We start from the raw sequence: 20,450 nt of genomic DNA, 5'->3' as shown, positions 1-20,450 counted from the left end.
GCCCGACGCCGCCCCCGACGATATAGCACGTGCTTTCGAATTGGGGGCGAGGTCCACCACCTTCACCCGAAGGTGTGGCCGGGCTAGGGTCAGCCCCATGATTGATCACGCTCATGACCTGGCATGTGTACGTGACGCGACGGAACGGCTTCTCACCGCTGTCGCCAAACTGGACAACGCGTCGCCCGCCGAGCCGTCACGGCTCCCCGGCTGGACCCGCGGGCACGTCCTGGCCCACCTCGCCCGCAACGCCGACGCGCTCGTGAACGTGCTCGAGGGCCGCCCCATGTACGCGAGCGCCGAGGCGCGCGACGCCGACATCGAGCAGGGCGCCCCGCGCCCCCTGGAGGCCCAGATCGCCGACGTTCGCGAGAGCGCGGCCCGTTTCCAGGAGACGGGAGCCGCGCCGGCGGACTGGACGCGCACCGTGGAGCTGCGCAACGGCGTCACCGACTCGGCGTCCCGCGTGCCCTTCCGCCGTTGGGTCGAGGTCGAGCTGCACCATGTGGACCTCGGGATCGGCTACGAGCTGGAGGACCTTCCGGCGGAGTTCACGGAGCGGGAGATCGACTTCCTGACGCGGCGCTTCTCCGGGCACCCCGACGTCCCGGCGATCCGCGTCACGGACGGCACGCGCGCGTGGAGCACGGGACGCGAGGCGTCCGAGCCCGAGGTCACGGTCAGCGGGGCGCCCGCCGACCTGCTGGGCTGGCTCGCCGGGCGCCGCAAGGGGGCCGCACTGGAGACGAAGGGCGGAGCACTGCCGACGCTTCCCCCGCTGTAGCCCGAGGACGGCCCGCCGAGCACTCCCCCGCTATAGGCTGATCGACATGACGTACAGCGGAGAGGTCCGGGTCGGCGGACCGGCGGACGTGCACGAGCTGAAAGACCTGATGATCAGCAAGATCGCGGTCGGCCCGATGGACAACAACGCCTATCTGCTGCGCTGCCGGGCCACCGACGAGCAGCTGTTGATCGACGCGGCCAACGAGGCGCGGACGCTCCTGTCCATGATCGGTGACGACGGCATCGCGTCCGTCGTCACCACCCACCGGCACGGGGACCACTGGCAGGCGCTCGCCGAGGTCGTCGCGGCCACGGGCGCCCGGACCTACGCCGGCCGGGAGGACGCCCCCGGCATCCCGGTGCCCACCGACGTCCTCGTCGACGACGGCGACGTCATCCGGGTGGGGCACGTGGAACTCACCGCGCGCCACCTCGTCGGGCACACGCCGGGCTCCATCGCGCTGGTCTACGACGACCCGCACGGCCACCCGCACGTCTTCACCGGGGACTGTCTCTTCCCGGGCGGAGTCGGCAACACGCACAAGAACCCGAAGGCGTTCGCCAGCCTGATCCATGACGTCGAGACGAAGATCTTCGACGTGCTGCCGGACGAGACGTGGGTCTACCCCGGACACGGGAACGACACCACGCTGGGCGCCGAGCGGCCGCAGTTGCCGGCCTGGCACGCGCGCGGGTGGTGATCGGCCGGGCGGCTGCCAGGTGGGCGTCGCCGCACCGGGCGCGGATCACCACGCGCCCCGTGTGAACGGTTCGCACGCGCCTGGAGTGCGTGCGCGCTCCCGGAGAGCGGTTGTCACGCGGTCAACTGATGGCAGCCCGCCCAGGATGACGGCTCCTGCGCGGTATCGGGCCGCCGGTCTCCAACACCCCGCCCTCGGCCGGCGGCCCAGGCCGGGGCGGCCATCTGGCAGCCGGCGTTGAGGCTGAGGGTCGCCGTCTACGCGTCCGCCTGCGCCGCCCCCAACAGGGCGGCGATCCGCTCGACGCCGAACACGTACCCCTGCACTCCGCAGCCCGCGATCACGCCGTCGGCGCGGAGCGAGACGTACGAGTGATGCCGGAACGACTCGCGCTGGTGGATGTTGGAGATGTGCACCTCCAGCACGGGCATGCCGTCGCAGGTGTTGAGTGCGTCCAGAATCGCGACCGACGTGTGGGAGTAGGCGCCGGGGTTGATGACGATCCCGCAGTGGTTCAGCCGCGCCTCGTGGATCCAGTCGACCAGTTCGCCCTCGTGGTTGGACTGCCGGAGGTCCACCGTGCCGCCGTGCGCGGCCGCCGCCTTGGCGCACATCGCCTCGACGTCGGCAAGGGTGTCCTTGCCGTAGATCTCGGGCTGGCGCTGGCCGAGGAGGTTCAGGTTGGGCCCATTGAGGATCATGATCGGGGCGTTGGCCAGGGTGCGGGGCACGGTTCCTCCGGTCCGTTCGGGGCGGTGCGTTGCGACCGCTGTTCTGACCCGGTCTATCACGGTGCGCGGAGCGTGTGACGGGGCCGCGTGCGCCGGTCGCCTCGGCGTGCACCGCGGCCTCCGTCATCACTCCTGTGCGCCCCCGTAACCCTCGGTCACTGTGGGTAGTTGACGCAGCATGCAGCGTGTACGCACCGTAAGAACCCCTTCCATGCCGCGCCTCGCGGCCGCCTCGCTCGCCGGGACCGCGATCGAGTTCTACGACTTCTTCGTCTACGGCACGGCGGCCGCCCTCGTCCTGGGGCCGCTGTTCTTCCCGACGTTCTCGCCGGTCGCGGGGACACTGGCGGCGTTCGGGACGTTCGGGGTGGGGTTCGTGGCCCGGCCGCTGGGCTCGGTGCTGTTCGGGCATCTCGGCGACCGGCGCGGGCGGCGGCCGGTACTCGTCGCCTCGCTCCTGCTGACCGGTGCCTCCACGGTCGCCGTGGGGTGCGTGCCGACGTACGGCGCGATCGGCGTCGCCGCGCCCGTACTGCTGCTGGTGCTGCGCTTCCTGCAGGGGCTGGGGCTCGGCGGGGAATGGGGCGGGGCGGTGTTGCTGACCGCCGAGCACGCGCCCCCGGGGCGGCGGGCTCTGTGGTCGAGCTTCCCCCAAGTGGGGCCCGCGCTGGGCTTCCTGCTCGCCAACGGAGTGATGCTCGCGCTGTCGGCGTCCCTGTCCGACGCGCAGTTCGCACAGTGGGGCTGGCGGGTGCCCTTCTGGGCCGCCGGTGCGCTGGCGCTGGCCGGGCTGTGGCTGCGCTCGTCACTCGCCGAGAGCCCCCGGTTCCTGGAGATCGACGACCACGCGCGCGTGCCGCTCCTGGAGGTCGTACGGCACCACGGGCGGCTGGTGCTGCTGACGGCCGGAGCGCTGGCCGTCGGGTACGCGGTGTTCTACGCCGTGACGACGTGGTCGCTGGCGTATGCGACGGAGCGGCTCGGGGTGAGCCGCACCGTCATGTTGGCCTGCATCATGGCCGCTGTGGTGGTGAAGGGAGCGCTCACGCCGCTCATGGCGCTGCTCGGCGACCGGTACGGGCGCCGGCCCCTGTGTCTGGTCGGGTGCACGGCGTGCGCGCTGTGGATGCTGCCTATGGTCGCGCTGCTGGCGACCGGTGAGCCGCTGCTGATGTTCCTCGGCATCCTGGGCGCGCTGGTCGCCTTCATCACCATGTTCGCGGTGATCGCCGCATATCTGCCGGAGCTGTACGAGGCAAGGGTGCGCTGCACGGGGGCCGCCGTGGGCTACAACCTCGGCGGGGTGCTCGGCGGCGCCCTCACCCCGATCGTCGCGACGGCGCTGGCCGAGCACGGCGGGCGCGTTCCGTGGGGCGTGGGCGTATATCTGACGGGCATCGCGCTGCTGAGCCTGGCCTGCTTCGCGCTGCTGCCGGAGACCCGGCCGGTGCCCGCGCCGGCGGTGGAGCCGGTCGCGAGCTGACCGGGCGGGCCGTCCTACGGGTTGATCGCCAGCTCCAGATAGGCGGCGAACAGCACCAGGTGGACCCCGCCCTGGAGGAGTGTCGCCCGGCCCGGCACCACAGTCAGGGAGCTGACCACCACGGTGAGCGCGAGCAGCAGCATGTGCGTCGCGCCGAGGCCGAGGATGAGCGGCCCGGACAGCCAGACCGAGGCCAGGGCGACGGCCGGGATGGTCAGGCCGATGCTGGCCATCGCCGAGCCGAGCGCGAGGTTGAGGCTGGTCTGCACGCGGTCACGGCGGGCAGCCCGCACGGCGGCGATCGTCTCGGGCAGCAGCACGAGCAGCGCGATGATCACACCGACGACCGCCTGGTTCAGGCCCGCCGCGGCCACGCCGGACTCGATGGTGGGCGACACGCCCTTGGCCAGCCCGACCACGCCGATCAGCGCGAGGCCGAGCAGCCCGAGGCTGGTCCAGGCGGTACGCGCGGACGGGGGCTTGGCATGGGCCTCGGCGGTGATGACCTCGCCCTGCCGGGTGATCGGCAGGAAGTAGTCGCGGTGCCTCACCGTCTGGGTGGCCACGAACAGGCCGTACAGCAGCAGTGAGGACAGCGCCGCGAACGTCAGTTGGACGGCGGAGAACTGGGGGCCGGGCTTGCTGGTGGTGAACGTCGGCAGCACCAGGCTGAGCGTGGCCAGGGTCGCCACGGTCGCCAGCGCGGCTCCGGTGCCCTCCGGGTTGAACACCGCGATGCCGTGGCGCAGGGACGCGACAAGCAGGCAGAGCCCGACGACGCCGTTGCAGGTGATCATCACGGCGGCGAAGACGGTGTCGCGGGCCAGGGTGGCGCTCTTGTCGCCTCCGTCTGCCATGAGGGTGACGATCAGGGCCACCTCGATGACCGTGACGGCGACGGCCAGCACCAGGGAGCCGAAGGGCTCGCCGACGCGATGGGCGATCACTTCGGCGTGGTGCACCGCCGCGAGGACGGACCCCGCGAGGACCAGGGTCACGAGCGTGACGACCGCGCCGGGCAGGTCACGGCCCCAGGTGAAGGCGAGGAGGACGACCGCGAGCACTGGCACGAGGAGCGTCCACTGCCTGGTGAGCGACCTGAGCCGAGTGATCATGGGGCGATGGTTGCAGACGCGTACATGGTTCGCATTCCGTGCTTCACGGACTGTCTGGATCGCTCTCTGTTCCTTCTGCTCTTTCTGGATCCCTTCTCATCCTTTCCGGTGCGCGGTGGGGCGTGGAGGTCCGGTGCGGGGCCCTGCCGCCGGCGGCGACGGGGCCCCTGGTCCGGGACTCCGGAGCGCGGCTAGCCGATGTCGCTCACTTCGATGACGTCGCAGTCGGTGAAGACCGGCGGCCGGGTACACAGGCCCGCCATCTGCTCGGCGAACTTGGTCGTCTCGGGGTCGGCGCTGTTCTGCATGGCCTCCTCGTAGGAGTTGAACTCGATCACCGCGAGGTAGCGGCCCGGTTGGTTGCGGTCCTTGAGGATCATGCGGCGGGTGGGGCCGTTCTCGCGGCCCCCGAAGCGCTTCTCCATGTCCTCGGAGAGCGCGCGCATGTCGTCGATGCGGTCGGTCTCGAAGTCGATGATCTGGGTGAACTTCATCGTTGCCTCCACCGGGCCGGGTGGTGTCCCCGGCCGGGGACACGCACAGCACCCACCGAAGCATCGGGAGGGGTGGTGGGCAATGAGCACCGCCCCGCTCCCTGGGGTGGTTCTTTCTACGTCCGGCGCGGTCAGGCGTCGACGCTGTCCTTCGGAGCGCCTTCGCCGGGCGAGTGCGCCTCCTCTACGGCGCGCTCGCGGACCGCCTGCTTCCGGGATGCGATCAGGCTGGTGACGGTGGTGACGGCCAGGACCGCGCAGATCACTCCGAGGGAGACCGGAATGCTGATCTCGGGTACGTGGACGCCGGACTCGTGCAGCGCGTGCAGCACCAGCTTGACGCCGATGAAGCCGAGGATGACCGACAGGCCGTACGACAGGTGGACCAGCTTCTTCAGCAGGCCGCCGATGAGAAAGTACAGCTGGCGCAGCCCCATCAGCGCGAAGGCGTTGGCCGTGAAGACGATGTACGGGTCCTGGGTCAGGCCGAAGATCGCGGGGATGGAGTCCAGGGCGAAGAGTATGTCGGTCGTACCGATGGCGAGCATCACGACCAGCATCGGGGTCATGACCCGCTTGCCGTTCCGCTGGATCCACAGCTTGGTGCCGTGATACCGGTCGGCGACGCCGAACCTGCGCTCCACGGCCTTCAGCAGCTTGCTCTCCTCGTACTCCTCGTCCTGCTCTTCGGCGCGGGCCTCCTGGATGAGCTTCCAGGCGGTCCAGATCAGGAAGGCGCCGAAGAGGTAGAACACCCAGGAGAAACTGGCGAGGATCGCGGCCCCCGCGGCGATGAACACGGCCCGCAGGACCAGGGCTATGAGGACACCGACGAGCAGAACCCGCTGCTGATACTGCGTGGGCACCGCGAACTTCGCCATGATCAGCACGAAGACGAAGAGGTTGTCGACGCTCAGCGACTTCTCGGTGATGAAGCCCACGAAGAACTCTCCGGCCGGCTGACCACCGCCGAAGACGAGCAGACCGAGACCGAAGAGCCCGGCCAGGCCGATCCAGACGACGGTCCAGATGCCCGCTTCCTTGACGGACACGTCATGGGGCTTGCGACCGATGAAGAAGTCCACGGCGATCAGGGCGGCGAGACCCGCGATCGTCAGCACCCACAGGGTCGGGGAGACGTCCACTGCACCTCCGGCATGTCGAAACGGCAAACACATCAGCGTTGTCACTGCCGGAGGTCTCTTCCACCCGGTACGGGCCGGCGCCCCGGGATCCACATCGATCCGTATTGACGGGTGCGCCGCAGCGAGGAGTACTCCCCTCCGTACGGAAGACAATACCCCGATCACCAAGGAAAGGTAAAGTCAAAAGTAAAGAAGGATCCAAACTCCCAGTTCAGAGCATCTTTACCTGTACTTGGTCCGGGCTCTCGACACCTCGGTGAGCACCTGCTGGAGGATCGCGCTGCCCGTCGGCACGAGCGAGGGCTCGTATGTCCAGGCGTGGCCGACCCACGGGTCGGCGAGGTGGTCGTCGGGTACGGGGGTGAGTCGCATGAGCGAACGCCACAAGGGGTCGAGCAACGGGCCGTACGCGGCGGCGTCCTCGCGGTCGGCGACCATGAGCAGGTGGACGCCGACGGCCGGACCCTCGTCCGCGAGATAGCGCAGCTGGGTCACGGCCCGGTCGTCGAAGCCGTGCGGGAAGTCGTTGACGATCAGCAGCTGCCGGGCGGTGTCGAGATCGGCCGGCAGCGACTCGGCCGCGCCGCCGCGGACCGCCATCTGCACCAGGTCGACCCGCCGGGTGAGCCGCCCCAGCACGTCCGCCACGCCGGCCGCGCCGGTTCCGGGCGGTGCGGCCAGGACCCCCGCCAGGGTCAGCGGCTGAAGCGCCCGGGCCCCGGCACCGGCCGGGTCGATCACCTGCACCGCGAAGTCGCCCACCGGGTGGATGGCGAGCAGCCGGGCAGCGAGCGCGACCGCCGTCTCCAGCGCGAGCCTGCGCGGCTCGGCGGAGTCCGCGAGGATGCCGTCGGATCCTGCCACAGGGCCGCTGTCGATCCACAGGCCCCGTTCCAACGGCAGTCGGACCAGCATCGGAATCCGCAGCGAGGTGCTCTCCGGGAGATGCAGGTCGCCGAGCCGGACGGCCATGGGCGGCTCGGCCGGCACCTGATAGCCGTGCCAGACCGGGTTGTCCCAGCGGGCGTACGCCGGCGGGAGTGCGGGCTCGACCACCTCGGACTCGGCGGTGAGCTGGGCGAGGTCGCGGTCGAAGGCCGCCCGCGCCTGGTCGACCAGCTGGGTGTGCCGGGCGTGGGCCGCCTCGCGCCCGGCGTCGCCCGCGCCGCCGAGTCTGCTGCGGGGGTCGGCGAGGAGCTGGTCGAGTTCCTTGTCCAGGCGCGAGTCGGCGAAGTCGACGGCGCTGCGGAACGCGGCCGTGGTGCGGGCCAGGTCCTCGAACATGCCCCAGACCTGGTTGTACAGCCGCTCCTCCATGGACCAGCCCACCGCGTCGCCGGCGACGGGCGGCTCGGGCTGCCCGCCCGGGTCCGCGGAGGCCGTGGGCGCGGGCGTGGGTGGGGCGACGGGCGTACGTCGCCGTCCGGGGTGCGTGTAGTCGATCGGGCCGCCCGGTGTCCCCGTCCCGTGCGCGTCCTGGGTCGGCGGCACCGGGATCGCGCGGGCGAGGCTTCGGGCCACCGCTTCCTGGATCTCGGCCGCGAGTTCGGCGGGTCCGGGCACCCCCTGGTCGGCGAGGAGCGCGGCGAGGCCGCCCGCGTAGCCCTGGCCGATCGCGCGTACCTTCCAGGCGTCCTGCCTGCGGTACAGCTCCAGGGCGACGACGGCCGACTCGGCGTCCAGGCCGGCGAGGGTGAAGCGGACGATCTCGGTGCCGTCGAGGGCGGTGACCGCCGTCCGTGGAGCGGCGACCACGCCGAAGCGGAGCGCCGCTCCCGGCTGTGCGGGCAGGGCCAGCAGCACGGTGACGCGGTGGACGGCCTCGGGCACGGCGGCCAGATCGACGGCCAGCCGATGGTCGGCGGCCGCCTGCGCGGAGACCTCGATCCCGGGCAGTGTGGGAGCGCCGGGGTGGGCCACCCACTGGGCGCCGTGCACGCGGCCGTGCTCGTCGCCGAGGGTGACCCCCGCCAGGACCGGTACCCCGGCCGAGATCCGGATCTCCAACCGGGCCTGGGACAGCGGGTGGTTCTGCCCCCGCACCAGCTCGGCCGTCATCGCCGTCGCCCCCCTGTGTCGTGATGTCGTGCGCGCCGGGCCGCGTCCGTGGGCCGTCCTACAGGTGCGGGAGGATCGCCGGCATCAGGTCCTGGAAGGTGCGGCCGTTGGCCGGAGTGCCGAGGGCCGTCATCGTCCAACCGGAGCCCACGCGGTGCACCTTGGCCATGATCTGGGCGGTGTACTCGCCGCCGCCGGCCAGCGTGTAGCGGGCCAGCTCCTGGCCGTTGGTCTCGTCCACCAGGCGGCAGAACGCGTTCTGCACCTCCTGGAAGGTCTGTCCCGTGAAGGAGTTGACCGTGAAGACGATCTGGTCGATGTGCACCGGGATGCGCTGCAGGTCCACGAGGATGGCCTCGTCGTCACCGCCCTGGCCGACGCCACCGACCAGGTTGTCGCCGGTGTGACGCACGGAGCCGTCGTCGCTCACCAGGTGCCGGAAGAAGACGACGTCGACCGGCTGCTTGTCGGCGAACAGCACGGCCGAGGCGTCCAGGTCGATCTCGCGCGTGCGTGAGCCGAACAGGCCGCGCCGCTTGGCCGCCTGCCAGCCGAGACCCATGCGGACCGCGGTCAGGCTGGCGCCGTCCTTCTTCTCCAGGCTGATGGCCTGACCCTTGGTCAAGTTGACGGTCACGGCTGCTTCCCCTCTCGGTGTTCCCCTGTTGCCGCACAAGGTGCGGTTGTCGAGAACCCTACGCAGGGACACTGACAGTGCCGAACCCCGGCCCGCGCTTTGTGTCGGTGTTGCAACACTGCGCGCATATGCCGAGGTCCGGCACGGCGGTGCGGGCTCAGGCGAGGCCCGCCTCCCGCATCTGGCGCAGTTCCTTCTTCATCTCGGAGACCTCGTCACGCAGCCGGGCCGCGATCTCGAACTGCAGCTCGGCGGCCGCGGCACGCATGCGTTCCGTCATCTCCTCGATCTGCTCGGCGAGTTCGGCCGCCGGACGATCTGTGGGCACCGCGGCCGCCGCCTTGCCCTTGGCGGACTTGGCGGCCTTCCCTGCCTTGGCTCCCTTGGCCGCCTTGTCGCCGAGCGACGGAACGGGCGCCTTGGCACCCTTGCCGTCCTTCAGCTTGCGATAGCCGGAACCGAGGAGCTGTTCGGTGTCGACCTCCTCGCGGGCGATCTGCGCGACGATGTCGTTGATCTTCTTGCGCAGAGGCTGCGGGTCGATGCCGTTGGCCTTGTTGTAGGCGACCTGCTTCTCCCGGCGCCGGTTGGTCTCCTCGATGGCTTTCTCCATCGCCGGGGTGATCTTGTCGGCGTACATGTGGACCTGGCCGGAGACGTTGCGCGCCGCGCGGCCGATGGTCTGGATCAGCGAGGTCCCGGAGCGCAGGAAGCCCTCCTTGTCGGCGTCGAGGATCGCGACCAGGGACACCTCGGGCAGGTCGAGGCCCTCACGGAGCAGGTTGATGCCGACCAGGACATCGAACTCGCCGGAGCGCAGCTCGCGCAGCAGTTCCACGCGGCGCAGGGTGTCGACGTCGCTGTGCAGATAGCGCACCTGGATGCCGAGTTCCAGGAAGTAGTCGGTGAGGTCCTCGGCCATCTTCTTGGTCAGCGTGGTGACCAGGACGCGCTCGTCCTTCTCGGTGCGCTTGCGGATCTCGTGCACCAGGTCGTCGATCTGCCCCTCGGTGGGCTTGACCACGACCTCCGGGTCGATCAGGCCGGTCGGGCGGATGATCTGCTCGACGACGCCGTCCCCGCGCGACAGCTCGTAGGTGCCCGGGGTCGCCGACAGGTAGACCGTCTGACCGATGCGCTCCTGGAACTCCTCCCACTTCAGGGGGCGGTTGTCGAGCGCGGAGGGCAGCCGGAAGCCGTGTTCGACGAGGGTGCGCTTGCGGGAGGCGTCGCCCTCGTACATGGCGCCGATCTGCGGGACGGTGACGTGCGACTCGTCGATGACGAGCAGGAAGTCGTCCGGGAAGTAGTCCAGCAGCGTGTTGGGCGGGGAGCCGGGCGAGCGGCCGTCGAAGTGCATCGAGTAGTTCTCCACGCCGGAGCAGGTGCCGATCTGGCGGAGCATCTCGATGTCGTACGTGGTGCGCATCCGCAGGCGCTGGGCCTCCAGGAGCTTGCCCTGCTTCTCCAGCTCGGCCAGGCGCTCCCCCAGCTCCTTCTCGATGTCGTTGACCGCCCGCTCCATGCGCTCGGGGCCGGCGACGTAGTGGGAGGCGGGGAAGACGTACAGCTGCTGGTCGTCGCTGATGATCTCGCCGGTGAGCGGGTGGAGCGTGGACAGCGCCTCGATCTCGTCGCCGAACATCTCGATGCGGACGGCCAGCTCCTCGTAGACCGGGAAGATCTCGATGGTGTCGCCGCGCACGCGGAAGGTGCCGCGGCTGAAGGCCATGTCGTTGCGCGTGTACTGGATGTCGACGAAGCGGCGCAGCAGCTCGTCGCGGTCGATCTCGTCGCCCACTCTGAGGGGGACCATGCGGTCCACGTACTCCTGCGGGGTACCGAGGCCGTAGATGCAGGACACCGAGGCGACCACGACGACGTCACGGCGGGTGAGCAGTGAGTTCGTCGCCGAGTGGCGCAGGCGCTCGACCTCCTCGTTGATCGAGGAGTCCTTCTCGATGTAGGTGTCCGACTGCGGGACGTAGGCCTCGGGCTGGTAGTAGTCGTAGTAGGAGACGAAGTACTCGACCGCGTTGTTCGGCAGGAGCTCGCGGAACTCGTTGGCCAGCTGGGCGGCCAGCGTCTTGTTCGGCGCCATCACCAGGGTGGGGCGCTGGAGCTGCTCGATCATCCACGCGGTGGTGGCGGACTTGCCGGTGCCGGTCGCGCCGAGCAGGACGACGTCCTTCTCACCGGCCTGGATGCGCTTGGCCAGGTCGGCGATGGCCGTCGGCTGGTCGCCGCTGGGCTGGTAGGAGCTGACGACCTCGAAGGGCGCCACCGTGCGTTCGATGTGGGAAACGGGCCGCATGGAATCAACCGTACGACGACGCACTGACAACGGGTTCCGGTCAGCGGTTCTGCGGGGTGCGGGAGCCGTGGGACCCGACGTGGCGGAGCGGCGGGTGCCGGTCCTGGTGGGAGGCGACGGTGGCGGCCGGGACACCCGGTTTGACCTCGACCGGGGGCTGGGCCGGCCTGCCGAGGACCATCATCGGGTCGAAGATCACGACGACGCCGGCGAGGAGCAGGAAGGCGAGCGGGCCGATCAGCATCAGCGCGAGCACCGAGGTCGGCGACGGGCCGGTGGCGGCGCCGGAGGCGGCGTGGAGGTGGACGCTGAGGGCGGCCATGCCGGTGTAGTGCATCCCGCTGACGGCCAGGCCCATGACGAGGCTGGCTCCCACGCTCCACAGGAAGCCCTGGACGCGTCCGGCGGCCCACAGGGCGGCGGTGGCGGCCACGACCGCTATGACGACGGACGCGGACACGGTGAGGGTGTTGTACGTGAACCGCCCGTTGAAATGCATTCCGGCCATGCCGAGGTAGTGCATCGAGGCGACGCCCAGACCGGTGATCGTGCCGCCGGTGAACAGGGGGGTGCCGGTGGCGCCCCGGTAACCGACGATGAAGATCCCGACCCCCACCATGACGACGGCGAGGCCGAGACTCGCGTAGGTCATCGACTTGTCGTAGTGGATCGGTGTGTCCTTGATGGTGAAGCCCATCATGGCGACGAAGTGCATGGTCCATATGCCGGAGCCGATCGCGGCCGCGCCCAGGGCCAGCCAGGCGGGCCGCCAGGAGTGGCTGACCAGCAGGGACCGGGTCGTGCAGCGCAGGCCGAGGGCGCCGCCGAGGCACGCCATCAGATAGGCGACCAGCGGGGTGACGACCCCGTAACTGAATCCGTCGACCGTGCCTTGCATGCGCGGCTGCCCTTCCGCCTTCTTGCGTCCCGGAATACCTGAAATGTGCCCCCGTCCCAGGACCGCGGCGGCGGTCAGGGTGACGCAGAGAGTATGACTCCCACCGGAATGGTCGAACGATTTTCCGGCAAAGAAACACGCCCCTGCCCCAGTTGTGCGGCACTCGTGAGCGGACTCGAACGGCTGTATTCATCGTGTGGCCGTCCTGCGCGCGTGTGCCGTCGGTGCTCTGCTGGGAATCTTGTGGTGTCGGTGTTCGCTCGACGCGAGGAGTGCGTATGCACGTGCACGCGTGCGCTGTTGCCGCCACGGCGGCGTTCGTGGGAACGGCGGCCCTGCCGAGCCCCTCCTCGGACGCACGGGCGGGCGAGTCCGGCCGGGCCACGGTGGTCGCCCACCGCGGCGCCTCCGCCTACGCTCCCGAGAACACCCTCGCCTCCATCGACAAGGCGGCGAAGCTCGGCTTCACCTGGGTGGAGAACGACGTCCAGCGCACCAGGGACGGCCGGCTGGTCGTCATCCACGACGACAGCCTGGCGCGCACCACGAACGTCGAGCAGGTCTTCCCCGGCCGGGCGCCCTGGAAGGTGAAGGACTTCACCGCGGCCGAGATCGCCCGGCTGGACGCGGGCAGCTGGTACTCCCCCGCCTACGCGGGCGCGCGCGTGCCGACGCTGGAGCAGTACATGCGCCGGGTCGAGCACAACCACGAGAAGCTCCTCCTGGAGATCAAGAACCCCGAGCTGTATCCCGGCATCGAGCAGGAGACGGTGAAGCTCCTCGCGAACGAGGGCTGGCTGGACCGGCAGCACCTCGGCCGGCTGATCGTGCAGAGCTTCAGCGCGGACAGCGTGCGGACCGTGCACGCGCTGAAGCCGGCTCTCACCACCGCCTTCCTGGGCAAGCCGCCGGTGACGCGGCTGAACGAGTACGCGCGCTTCACCGATCTGATCAATCCCTCGTACGGGTCGATCTCCGCCGACTACGTCTCCGCCGTGCACACCCACACCGGACCGCACGGCGGGCGGCTCGGGGTGTTCGCCTGGACGGTGGACGACGCGGTCACCGCCTGGAAGGTCGCGGGCTACCGCGTCGACGGGATCATCACGAACAAGCCCGACGTGGTGCGGGCGGCGCTGCACGCGGACTGAGCCGTCGTCCCTGGTCGGGGGCGTTGTCAGTGGCGGGTCGTACGGTGGGCGCATGGACAGCCACGGGCAGGACGAACAGCGGGTCGTGTGGGCCGTCGTGGGCACCGGCATCGGCCCGCTGCTGCTGGCGGCGACGCACGCCGGTCTGGTCAACGTCGTCTTCCACGCCACGGACGCCGTGCGCGAGCGGGCAGTGGAGCGGCTCGCCGCACGGCTGGGGACCGAGCCCGTCGAGGATCCGGCCTCGCCGCTGCTGGCCGAGGCGATACGCCAGGTCGAGGCGTACTTCGCGGGCGAGCGCCACGACTTCGACCTGCCCCTGGACTGGTCGCTGATCTCGGGCTTCAACCGGCAGGTGCTGCGCGAGCTGGCCCGCGGCGTCCCGTACGGCACGGTGGTGGGCTACGGCGATCTGGCCGGGCGGGTCGGACAACCGGGCGGGGCGCAGGCGGTGGGGGCGGCGATGGGCGCCAATCCGCTGCCGGTCGTCGTGCCGTGCCACCGCGTGGTGGAGAGCGACGGCGGCATCGGGGGCTTCGGGGGCGGTCTGGAGACCAAGCGGAAGCTGCTCGCCCTGGAGGGTGTGCTGCCCGAGCCGCTGTTCTGACGGCGGCGCGGCCGCACGTGCCGGGTGCGGTCACGCGTAGTGCCGGGCCTCGACGATGTTGCCGTCGGGGTCGCGGAAGTAGAAGTTGCGCGTGGCCGGTCCCCGGGCGCCGTAGGAGTCGTGCCCGATGTCGCTCGTGGGGGCGCCGTGCTCGTCCAGGCGTCGGCGCAGCGCGTCGAAGCCGTCGGCCGTCAGGGACAGGCAGACGTGGTTGACGGGGTGGCCCGCGCTGTCGGCGGAGCCGGGAAGCATGTTCATGCGCTCGGCCAGCGTCCGCGGGGCGAGGTCGAGGATGGTCTCGTCGTTGACGCGGACGGAGGGGAAGGACACCTTTCCTTCGGTGAACTCGGCGACCCTCAGGGGTTCCAGGCCGACGGTGTTCTCGTAGAAGCGTGCCGCTGCGACCGGGTCGGACACCCACAGGACGACGTGGTCGAGACGCGTGGTGTGGTTCGTCATAGGGCCCAGGCTGATGTCGGCCGCCACGGCCCGCAAGTGTTTAGGCGGGCGTACGGGCCGCCAGAGATGAGGAAGGACCGACGGACAGGAGGCGGGCACGTGGTGCTGGTGATGTCGGAAGAAGTCCGGGAGGCGATCGGCGCACGGCGGCCCGTGGTGGCCCTGGAGTCCACGATCATCGCGCACGGGCTGCCGCGTCCGCGCAATCTGCAGGTGGCGCTGGAGCTGGAGGACGTGGTGCGGCGGGAGGGTGCGGTCCCCGCGACCATCGCCGTGCTGGACGGGCGCCCGCACGTCGGCCTGGACAAGGAACAGCTGGAGCGGGTCGCCAACGAGGACGGCATCCGCAAGCTGGGCCACCGCGATCTGCCGCTGGCGGTGGCCGCGGGCGCGAGCGGGGCGACCACGGTGTCGGCGACGGCCCGGCTGGCGGCGCTGGCGGGCGTCCGGGTGTTCGCCACGGGCGGGCTGGGCGGTGTGCACCGGCAGTGGACGGTGACGCAGGACGAGTCCGCCGACCTGGGGCTGCTGGCGCGGACCCGGATCACCGTGGTGTGCGCGGGCGTGAAGTCGATCCTGGACGTGCCGGCGACCCTGCAGCGCCTGGAGACGCTGGGCGTGGCCGTCGCCGGGTATCGCACCGAGCGGTTCCCCGGCTTCTACCTGTCCGACTCGGGTCATCCGGTGGACTGGACGCTGCACAGCCCGGAGCAGGTCGCGGAGGTCATGCGGGCGCAGGACGCGCTCGGCGCACACGAGTCGGCGCTGATCGTCGCCAATCCCGTCCCGCAGGAGGAGCAGCTCGATCCCGCCCTCCACGCGCGCGTGCTGGCCGACGCGCTGCGTGCCTGCGACGAGGAGGGGATCACCGGGCAGGCCGTCACACCGTTCCTGCTCGACTACCTGGTCCGGCACACGGACGGGGCCTCACTGAGCGCCAATCTGGCGGCGGTGCGCGGCAACGTACGGCTGGCGGCGCGGATCGCCACGGCGTGGGCCGGGAGGTGACCACAGGCCGGGCCGGGGCGCTGCTGGTCGTCGGGGACGTCGTCACCGACGTCGTCGCCCGGCACCGGGGTCCGCTGGCCGGGGGCACGGACACGGCGGCCGTGGTCCGGACGCTGCCGGGCGGCGCGGGCGCCAATGTGGCCTGCTGGGCCGCCGACGCGGGCTGCGCCGACGTACGGCTGCTGGGGCGGGTCGGTGCGGATGGGGCACTGTGGCACGAGCGGGAGCTGGTCGCGGCCGGGGTGCGGCCCCGGCTGGTTGTCGATCCGGAGGCGACGACCGGAACGGTGATCTGCCTCGTCGACACGGGCGCGTCGGCCGAGCGCACGTTCCTCACGGACAGTGGCGCCTCGCTGCGGCTCGAGCCCGCCGACTGGTCGGACGCGCTGCTCGACGGGGTCGCCCGGCTCCATCTGTCGGGCTACCTGCTGTTCTCGGAGCCCAGCCGGGCGCTCGCGGAGGTGGCGCTCACGGCGGCACGCGCGCGTGGGGTGCCGGTGAGTCTGGATCCGGCGTCGGCCGGCTTCCTCGTGGAGCTGGGGCTGGACCGTTTCCTGGCGTTCGCGGAGGGGCTGGACGTACTGCTGCCCAGCCGCGACGAGGCGTGTCTGCTGACGGGGCTGTCCGACTGGGCGGACGCGGCGGCCAAGCTGAGCCGTCTCGTCCCGCTGGTGGTGGCGAAGTCGGGTGCGGACGGGGCGCTGGTGGCCCGGTCCGGGAGCGTGCTCGCCCGCGTTCCGGCCGCGCCGGCTACGCCCCGGGACACGACGGGCGCCGGTGACGCCTTCACCGGCGCGTTCCTCGCCGCCCTGGTCGCGGGCGCGGATCCCGAGGAAGCGGCGGTGGACGGATGCAGGGCGGGCGCGCAGGCGGTGGAGCGAGTGGGCGGCAGACCGGCGCACCCGGGCACCGGCGGCCAGGCGTCACGCCCGTAGCGCGCCCTGCCGGCCCTGGCGGCGCCCTGCCTCGTGATCACCTAGCCCTTGCGGCCCCACGCAGAGATCATCGGAGCCGTCGCCAGGTCCATGTCTCCCGCTTCCACGTTGGCCAGGTGGCGGTCGATCTCCTCGTCGGTGGCCAGGCCCGCGGCGACGAGCCGGTCGCGGATCTGGCGGACCGTGGCGGATTCCAGGGCGGCGCAGGCGGGTGAGGTCATGGGGAAGTACGCGTCTGCCTGCACGCCGCGCAGCCCGGCCTCGCGGAGCAGGCGCGGGAGCTTGCGGCCGTACGCCAGGTCTGCGCCCCGGCCGGCGAGGAGCTTGCGGAAGCCGTGTCGCAGCCGGTTGGCGAGTTGCTGCTCGGGGCCGTACTCGTCGGGGCAGATGAAGGGCTGCAGGGCGGGGTCGGCGTCCTCGATCAGCAGGCGTCCACCCGGCCGCAGCGCCTTGATCATGGACCGCAACGCCCTTTCCCGGTCCGGGACATGAACGAGCACCAGCCGGGCGTGCACCAGGTCGAAGCCCTCGCCCGGGGGCTCCTCCGCGCCCACGTCGTGGACCCGTACCTCCACCGGGTGCCGGGCCACGGCGGCCAGCCGCGTGGTGTCGATGTCGGTGGCGACGACCTTGCCGGTGGGGCCGACCTGCTTGGCGAGCCAGGACACCACGGAAGTGCCGCCGGCCCCCACCTCCCAGCAGCGCCAGCCAGGGCCGAGTCCGAAGCCCGCGAGGTGCCGGAACGTCGTGGGATCGAAGAGGGATGCGAAGGCGTCGAAGCGCTGTCCCGCCTCCGTCTGCTGGTTGTCCAGGAGGTACCCGTTGGATCGCGTCATGCCGCGATCATCCCAGTCGCCCGCATTGTCCGCAGGAGCCGACGCTCCGTCCACAGGCGGGAACAAAGCGGAACGGCCTGTTCCCACAGGCTTACCCGCCCCTTGCTCCGGGCTGGCAGACTTGCCGGGCAAGGCGCGAAAGCGTTGAGCGAGGAGATCCAGGCGAGGAGATCCAGATGTCCATGGCAGGGAATCTGCGGAAGGTCACGGGGCTGGGCAGGGTCGGCGGCCTGCGCAAGGTGGCGCGGCTGACCCGGCGGCGGCCGCGCGTGGACCTGAGCCATCCCGCCAGGTCACCGCTGGGTTCCTCGGTGGTGAACTGCGTGACGTATCAGGACGGCGTCCGGGTGCCGGCGTGCGCGGACCTGGTGGACGCCGTGAAGATGGTGCGCAAGAGCGGTGAGGGGTTCGTCTGGCTGGGGCTGCACGAGCCGACGGACCGTGAGTTCGCGGGTATCGCCGAGCTGTTCGACCTGCACCCCCTGGCGGTGGAGGACGCCGTCGAGGCCCATCAGCGCCCGAAGCTGGAGCGGTACGGGGAGACGCTCTTCGCGGTGTTCAAGACCGTCTGCTACGTGGAGCACGAACAGCTGACGGCGACGAGCGAGGTGGTCAACACCGGCGAGATCATGGTGTTCGTCGGCGAGGACTTCGTCATCACGGTGCGGCACGGGCGGCATGGCTCACTGGGCCCGCTGCGCGAGGAGCTGGAGGCGGATCCACAACAGCTCGCGAAGGGGCCGGCGGCGGTGCTGCACGCGATCGCCGACCATGTCGTCGACGAGTATCTGAACGTCACGGACGCGGTCCAGGCCGACATCGACCAGGTCGAGGCGGACGTGTTCTCGGACACCGGCGGGCGGGCCGACCCGGGACGCATCTACCAGATGAAGCGTGAACTCCTGGAGCTGAAGCGGGCCGTGGTGCCGCTCGGGCGACCCGTGGAGGATCTGGCCACCCGGCCGATACGGGTGGTCGACCCGGAGATACAGGCCTACTTCCGGGACGTGCTGGACCATCTGATGCGGGCCAAGGAACAGATCGCCGCGTTCGACGAACTGCTCAACTCCATCCTGCAGGCGCACCTCGCGCAGGTGACGGTCGCGCAGAACGAGGACATGCGCAAGATCACCGCCTGGGCCGCGGTGATCGCCGTACCGACGATGGTGTGCGGGGTCTACGGCATGAACTTCGACCACATGCCGGAGCTGCACTGGCGGTTCGGCTACCCGCTCGTCATGGGCGTGATGGCGCTCGCCTGCGCCGCACTGTACCGGGGCTTCCGGCGCAACGGCTGGCTCTGACACCGTCACGCCGAGCCCGCCGACAGTTCGTACGGACGGGGTGCCCGGCGGGGTGGTCGGGGTACCCAGCGGGGTGCCCGGGCCGCGCGGGTCAGCCGTTCCAGGCGGGATGCCGTGGGTCGTCGGCGCGTACGAGCACGTCGGCCGTGGCGGCCGGGTCCGTCTCGGCCTCGTAGCGCTCGAAGGCGGGGAGCGTCCAGTGGTCTGCCTCGGGAGTACGGCGGCGCAGGGCGCCCGGAGAGAGGAGGAGGTGAACGGTCAGGTCGAAGGGGAACCAGTGACGCAGGAGGAGGGGACCGTGCAGCAGCAGGATTCCGCCGGGCGGGAGTTGGACGTAGGAGCTGCGGGTGGCGCGATCGGTGGCCGGGTCCCACAGATCGGGCAGGACGCGGCCGTCGCCTCCGGGGTCCAGCGGCCCGAAGACTTCACGCCAGAGGGCGTTCGTGTCGAACCAACCGCTGTAGTACGACTCCACGTCCCGCCGTCCGTGCTCCAGGCGCAGTGAGGCGGGCCGCAGGAAGCCCTCCGCGCCGACGACCAGCGACGGCCGACCGCGCACGCGCAGCGCCTCGGCGACGCGCTCGGCGAGGTCTCCCGGGCGGGCAGCGGGCGCCCCGTCGAAGCCCACGCGCGACCAGGCGCTCCCGTCCGCCGGTTCCAGGCCGACGAGCCGGTCGGCGAGCAGCTCGGCGAGCCGGTCCCAGGTGATCGCTTCGAGTCGCACGGGCCCATCATGCCGGGTGGGACCGAAGGCCGGCGCAGCGGGCGGACAGGGACCGCAGAGTGGGAGACGGGCAGAGACCGAGGGTGGGACGTGGCCAGGGGCCGGAGTGGGAGGTGGGCAGGGACCGAGAGCGGAAACGGACAGGGCCGGGGCGGAGACGGACAGAGATCGGGGGTGGAAGACGGACAAGGGCCGGGGGTGGGAGATGGGGCGGACCGGGGTGGGAGCGGTGGGTGCGGACGGGGAATGAACCGCGTATGGAACGCCCCGCAACTTCCCTCTCCCCGGGCGGACTTGTCGTCGTCCAGCCTCTGCGGCACAAGCGTTGTGCCGGGTGCCGGCGTGGGCCGCTGTCGCTGCTGATGCTGGAGGACGGGGTACCGCGCTGCCTCGACTGCACCGATCTGGGACACCTGGTGTTCCTGCCGCGCGGCGACACCGCGCTGACGCGGAGGTCGCGGGAGGAGAGCACCTTGTCGGCGGTGGTGGTGCGGTACAACCGGCGCAAGAGCCGGTACGAACGGCAGGGCGTGCTCGTGGAGGAGGACGCCCTGGCCCGGGCCGAGTCGCGGTGCCTGGCGGACGCCGAGGCACGGCGCCGGCGGCGGGCGCGGGACGCGAGGCGCCGGGACGCGGAGGACGAGCGGTTCGCCGCCGCGTTCGCGGCCGAGATCCGGCGGCTGCTTCCCGGGTGCCCGGAAGAGCGGGCCCGGGACATCGCGGCACACGCGTCCGCGCGGGGCAGCGGGCGGGTCGGGCGCAGCGCGGCGGGGCGGGCGCTGTCGGAGGGGGCGGTGATCTCGGCGGTCGTGGCCGCCGTGCGGCACGTGGACACGCCGTACGACGAGCTGCTGATGAGCGGTGTGCCGAGGTATGAGGCGCGGCGGCGGATCGCGGGGATCGTGGAGGGCGTGCTGCGGGGGTGGGAGGTGGTGGCCGACGCCGGGTGAGGAGGTGGGGTGGGGCTGTCGGCGGGGCGAGGCCGGGGCGGGAGCTGGGGCTGGCGGCACGAACGGCACCGCCGGGGCTGCGGAGGTCGCGAGGGGGCTGCGGAGATCGCGGGG

20 protein-coding genes are annotated in these 20,450 nt (G+C 71.2%); 9 read left to right on the top strand and 11 right to left on the bottom strand.

What is annotated here, in order from left to right; translation table 11 throughout:
• The first annotated feature begins 97 nt into the window (after nucleotides 1-97).
• Both ABZ865_RS04815 and ABZ865_RS04810 read left to right on the top strand, forming a co-directional pair.
• Nucleotides 98-784 (top strand): maleylpyruvate isomerase family mycothiol-dependent enzyme, encoded by a 687-nt coding sequence (locus tag ABZ865_RS04815; protein ID WP_361223772.1) that lies wholly within the window; start codon nucleotides 98-100, stop codon nucleotides 782-784.
• Nucleotides 785-830: 46 nt separating this feature from the next.
• On the top strand, nucleotides 831-1,487 hold the full coding sequence (locus ABZ865_RS04810) for an MBL fold metallo-hydrolase (RefSeq protein ID WP_361223769.1): 657 nt from the start codon (nucleotides 831-833) through the stop codon (nucleotides 1,485-1,487).
• Between the two features lie 257 nt (nucleotides 1,488-1,744).
• Here ABZ865_RS04810 and aroQ read toward each other — a convergent pair whose 3' ends face one another.
• A complete protein-coding gene (gene aroQ / locus ABZ865_RS04805; protein ID WP_361223766.1) occupies nucleotides 1,745-2,218 on the bottom strand; it encodes a type II 3-dehydroquinate dehydratase in 474 nt (157 codons plus the stop codon).
• Nucleotides 2,219-2,429: 211 nt separating this feature from the next.
• Here aroQ and ABZ865_RS04800 point away from each other — a divergent pair, with 211 nt between their 5' ends.
• Complete coding sequence (locus tag ABZ865_RS04800) at nucleotides 2,430-3,701, top strand: MFS transporter (protein ID WP_361223763.1); 1,272 nt, start codon at nucleotides 2,430-2,432, stop codon at nucleotides 3,699-3,701.
• A 14-nt stretch (nucleotides 3,702-3,715) separates the two neighbouring features.
• On the opposite strand, the gene ABZ865_RS04795 is transcribed toward ABZ865_RS04800, so the two are convergent.
• The 7 genes from ABZ865_RS04795 to ABZ865_RS04765 form a co-directional block, all read right to left on the bottom strand.
• Complete coding sequence (locus tag ABZ865_RS04795) at nucleotides 3,716-4,816, bottom strand: ionic transporter y4hA (protein ID WP_361223761.1); 1,101 nt, start codon at nucleotides 4,814-4,816, stop codon at nucleotides 3,716-3,718.
• A 191-nt stretch (nucleotides 4,817-5,007) separates the two neighbouring features.
• Nucleotides 5,008-5,310: a hypothetical protein gene (locus ABZ865_RS04790; protein WP_361223759.1), complete on the bottom strand. Its 303-nt coding sequence runs from the start codon at nucleotides 5,308-5,310 to the stop codon at nucleotides 5,008-5,010.
• A gap of 131 nt (nucleotides 5,311-5,441) precedes the next feature.
• Entirely contained in the window at nucleotides 5,442-6,455 is a 1,014-nt protein-coding gene (locus tag ABZ865_RS04785) for a TerC family protein (protein WP_361223756.1), read from the bottom strand.
• A gap of 222 nt (nucleotides 6,456-6,677) precedes the next feature.
• Nucleotides 6,678-8,513: a TerD family protein gene (locus ABZ865_RS04780; protein WP_361223753.1), complete on the bottom strand. Its 1,836-nt coding sequence runs from the start codon at nucleotides 8,511-8,513 to the stop codon at nucleotides 6,678-6,680.
• Between the two features lie 58 nt (nucleotides 8,514-8,571).
• On the bottom strand, nucleotides 8,572-9,150 hold the full coding sequence (locus ABZ865_RS04775; protein WP_361223751.1) for a TerD family protein: 579 nt from the start codon (nucleotides 9,148-9,150) through the stop codon (nucleotides 8,572-8,574).
• 157 nt (nucleotides 9,151-9,307) lie between these two features.
• A complete protein-coding gene (uvrB, locus tag ABZ865_RS04770) occupies nucleotides 9,308-11,464 on the bottom strand; it encodes an excinuclease ABC subunit UvrB (protein WP_361223749.1) in 2,157 nt (718 codons plus the stop codon).
• Nucleotides 11,465-11,504: 40 nt separating this feature from the next.
• Nucleotides 11,505-12,362 (bottom strand): MHYT domain-containing protein, encoded by an 858-nt coding sequence (locus ABZ865_RS04765; RefSeq protein ID WP_361223747.1) that lies wholly within the window; start codon nucleotides 12,360-12,362, stop codon nucleotides 11,505-11,507.
• A gap of 278 nt (nucleotides 12,363-12,640) precedes the next feature.
• Here ABZ865_RS04765 and ABZ865_RS04760 point away from each other — a divergent pair, with 278 nt between their 5' ends.
• Nucleotides 12,641-13,513, top strand: coding sequence for a glycerophosphodiester phosphodiesterase family protein (locus ABZ865_RS04760; RefSeq protein WP_361223744.1), 873 nt, complete (start codon nucleotides 12,641-12,643; stop codon nucleotides 13,511-13,513).
• A 52-nt stretch (nucleotides 13,514-13,565) separates the two neighbouring features.
• A complete protein-coding gene (locus ABZ865_RS04755; RefSeq protein WP_361223741.1) occupies nucleotides 13,566-14,120 on the top strand; it encodes a methylated-DNA--[protein]-cysteine S-methyltransferase in 555 nt (184 codons plus the stop codon).
• Nucleotides 14,121-14,150: 30 nt separating this feature from the next.
• Here ABZ865_RS04755 and ABZ865_RS04750 read toward each other — a convergent pair whose 3' ends face one another.
• The gene (locus ABZ865_RS04750) at nucleotides 14,151-14,579 is read right to left on the bottom strand and encodes a VOC family protein (protein WP_361223738.1); all 429 of its coding nucleotides are present in this window, start codon (nucleotides 14,577-14,579) and stop codon (nucleotides 14,151-14,153) included.
• Between the two features lie 102 nt (nucleotides 14,580-14,681).
• Here ABZ865_RS04750 and ABZ865_RS04745 point away from each other — a divergent pair, with 102 nt between their 5' ends.
• Together ABZ865_RS04745 and ABZ865_RS04740 are read left to right on the top strand one after the other, a co-directional pair.
• Entirely contained in the window at nucleotides 14,682-15,587 is a 906-nt protein-coding gene (locus ABZ865_RS04745; RefSeq protein ID WP_361224397.1) for a pseudouridine-5'-phosphate glycosidase, read from the top strand.
• Entirely contained in the window at nucleotides 15,584-16,522 is a 939-nt protein-coding gene (locus ABZ865_RS04740; RefSeq protein ID WP_361223735.1) for a sugar kinase, read from the top strand. The genes ABZ865_RS04745 and ABZ865_RS04740 overlap by 4 nt, the downstream gene beginning before the upstream one ends.
• A gap of 41 nt (nucleotides 16,523-16,563) precedes the next feature.
• Here ABZ865_RS04740 and ABZ865_RS04735 read toward each other — a convergent pair whose 3' ends face one another.
• Nucleotides 16,564-17,358: a methyltransferase gene (locus tag ABZ865_RS04735; protein ID WP_361223733.1), complete on the bottom strand. Its 795-nt coding sequence runs from the start codon at nucleotides 17,356-17,358 to the stop codon at nucleotides 16,564-16,566.
• Nucleotides 17,359-17,534: 176 nt separating this feature from the next.
• Between ABZ865_RS04735 and ABZ865_RS04730 the strand changes: the two genes are divergently transcribed.
• Entirely contained in the window at nucleotides 17,535-18,662 is a 1,128-nt protein-coding gene (locus ABZ865_RS04730) for a magnesium and cobalt transport protein CorA (protein ID WP_361223730.1), read from the top strand.
• A 91-nt stretch (nucleotides 18,663-18,753) separates the two neighbouring features.
• Here the strand turns inward: ABZ865_RS04730 and ABZ865_RS04725 are convergent, their stop codons facing one another.
• On the bottom strand, nucleotides 18,754-19,386 hold the full coding sequence (locus ABZ865_RS04725) for a uridine kinase (protein ID WP_361223727.1): 633 nt from the start codon (nucleotides 19,384-19,386) through the stop codon (nucleotides 18,754-18,756).
• A gap of 257 nt (nucleotides 19,387-19,643) precedes the next feature.
• On the opposite strand from ABZ865_RS04725, the gene ABZ865_RS04720 reads away from it, so the two are divergent.
• A complete protein-coding gene (locus ABZ865_RS04720) occupies nucleotides 19,644-20,336 on the top strand; it encodes a DUF2293 domain-containing protein (RefSeq protein ID WP_361223724.1) in 693 nt (230 codons plus the stop codon).
• Nucleotides 20,337-20,450: the final 114 nt, after the last annotated feature.

The sequence above is a fragment of the Streptomyces sp. NPDC047085 genome (genome assembly GCF_040643735.1).
In the GTDB taxonomy this organism is placed as follows: domain Bacteria; phylum Actinomycetota; class Actinomycetes; order Streptomycetales; family Streptomycetaceae; genus Streptomyces.
This window is presented reverse-complemented; position numbering and strand designations above follow the sequence as displayed.

Coding starts and splice junctions, on each gene's coding strand:
- ABZ865_RS04815 (WP_361223772.1), top strand. CDS start 98: ATGATTGATCACGCTCATGACCTGGCATGTGTACGTGACGCGACGGAA.
- ABZ865_RS04810 (WP_361223769.1), top strand. CDS start 831: ATGACGTACAGCGGAGAGGTCCGGGTCGGCGGACCGGCGGACGTGCAC.
- ABZ865_RS04800 (WP_361223763.1), top strand. CDS start 2,430: ATGCCGCGCCTCGCGGCCGCCTCGCTCGCCGGGACCGCGATCGAGTTC.
- ABZ865_RS04795 (WP_361223761.1), bottom strand. CDS start 4,816: ATGATCACTCGGCTCAGGTCGCTCACCAGGCAGTGGACGCTCCTCGTG.
- ABZ865_RS04790 (WP_361223759.1), bottom strand. CDS start 5,310: ATGAAGTTCACCCAGATCATCGACTTCGAGACCGACCGCATCGACGAC.
- ABZ865_RS04780 (WP_361223753.1), bottom strand. CDS start 8,513: ATGACGGCCGAGCTGGTGCGGGGGCAGAACCACCCGCTGTCCCAGGCC.
- uvrB (WP_361223749.1), bottom strand. CDS start 11,464: ATGCGGCCCGTTTCCCACATCGAACGCACGGTGGCGCCCTTCGAGGTC.
- ABZ865_RS04765 (WP_361223747.1), bottom strand. CDS start 12,362: ATGCAAGGCACGGTCGACGGATTCAGTTACGGGGTCGTCACCCCGCTG.
- ABZ865_RS04760 (WP_361223744.1), top strand. CDS start 12,641: ATGCACGTGCACGCGTGCGCTGTTGCCGCCACGGCGGCGTTCGTGGGA.
- ABZ865_RS04755 (WP_361223741.1), top strand. CDS start 13,566: ATGGACAGCCACGGGCAGGACGAACAGCGGGTCGTGTGGGCCGTCGTG.
- ABZ865_RS04750 (WP_361223738.1), bottom strand. CDS start 14,579: ATGACGAACCACACCACGCGTCTCGACCACGTCGTCCTGTGGGTGTCC.
- ABZ865_RS04735 (WP_361223733.1), bottom strand. CDS start 17,358: ATGACGCGATCCAACGGGTACCTCCTGGACAACCAGCAGACGGAGGCG.
- ABZ865_RS04730 (WP_361223730.1), top strand. CDS start 17,535: ATGTCCATGGCAGGGAATCTGCGGAAGGTCACGGGGCTGGGCAGGGTC.
- ABZ865_RS04720 (WP_361223724.1), top strand. CDS start 19,644: ATGGAACGCCCCGCAACTTCCCTCTCCCCGGGCGGACTTGTCGTCGTC.